The organism is Oleiphilus sp. HI0066, assembly GCF_001635725.1.
On sequence record NZ_LWFH01000345.1, the window covers coordinates 1 to 974 of the forward strand.

The following is a 974-nucleotide window of genomic DNA, read 5'->3' on the forward strand; positions in this document are numbered from 1 at the left end:
TTGTCTGGCGTAAAGCTTAAATGTTAGTGAATTACTTTGAATAAATATTACAAACATGACCATGTAGAAATGTTGGCAGTGATCGCTTGAAGTGCCCTTCGTCGACTCTATATCCTTGCGTGTGGCTCTTAGAATCGTTCAGAGCCTTCTTTTATAAGTAATGATCCAGTTAGAGACGAATAACATCATGATTACGGTTGATAAACTCACTAAGCAATTTGGTGATTTTTTTGCGGTAAATGGACTGACATTTACCGTTGAACCAGGTGAAATACTCGGTTTTCTTGGCCCTAATGGCGCAGGTAAATCGACAACGATGAAAATGCTGACGGGTTTTTTACAACCCAGCTCAGGCTCTGTATCGGTAATGGGGTTTGATGTGTTGAAGACGCCCGTCGAGGCCAAGCGTTTGATTGGCTATCTCCCTGAGGGTGCGCCGGCTTATGCTGATATGACTGTGCTTGATTCCTTGAGATTTGTCGGGAAAGTTAGAGGTTTTTCTGGGTCTGATCTCAATACGCGTATTCAAGAAACTGTTGATAAAGTCGCTCTGAATAGTGTGCTGAATAAACGTGTTGAAACTCTTTCCAAAGGTTTTCAACGTCGCTTAGGTTTGGCGCAAGCGATTCTTCATGATCCTCAGGTTTTGATTTTAGATGAGCCTACAGATGGTCTTGATCCGAACCAAAAGCATCAAGTGCGAGAGCTCATACAGAACTTATCTAAAGATAAAATTGTCATCGTTTCCACGCATATTCTTGAAGAGGTGAGCGCGGTTTGTACGCGTGCAATGATTCTCTCTGATGGGGCAATTAAGTTTGATGGCACGCCTGAGGACTTGGCGGCCAAATCGGTTTATCACAATAGTATTCATGTGCACGTTGCTGAAAGACATTCGGAACTTAAAGCTAAGTTGATTCAATTGCCTCGCGTTTCAAAGGTGAACGAACTTTCTGAAGGTGCGTTACAGGTGC

1 protein-coding gene is annotated in these 974 nt (G+C 42.9%); it reads left to right on the top strand.

Features of this window, described 5'->3' with window-relative positions; all coding sequences use genetic code 11:
- Window positions 1–187: 187 nt before the first annotated feature.
- The coding region (locus tag A3738_RS04950) for an ABC transporter ATP-binding protein (protein ID WP_082889972.1) at window positions 188–974 on the top strand (787 nt) is incomplete at its 3' end.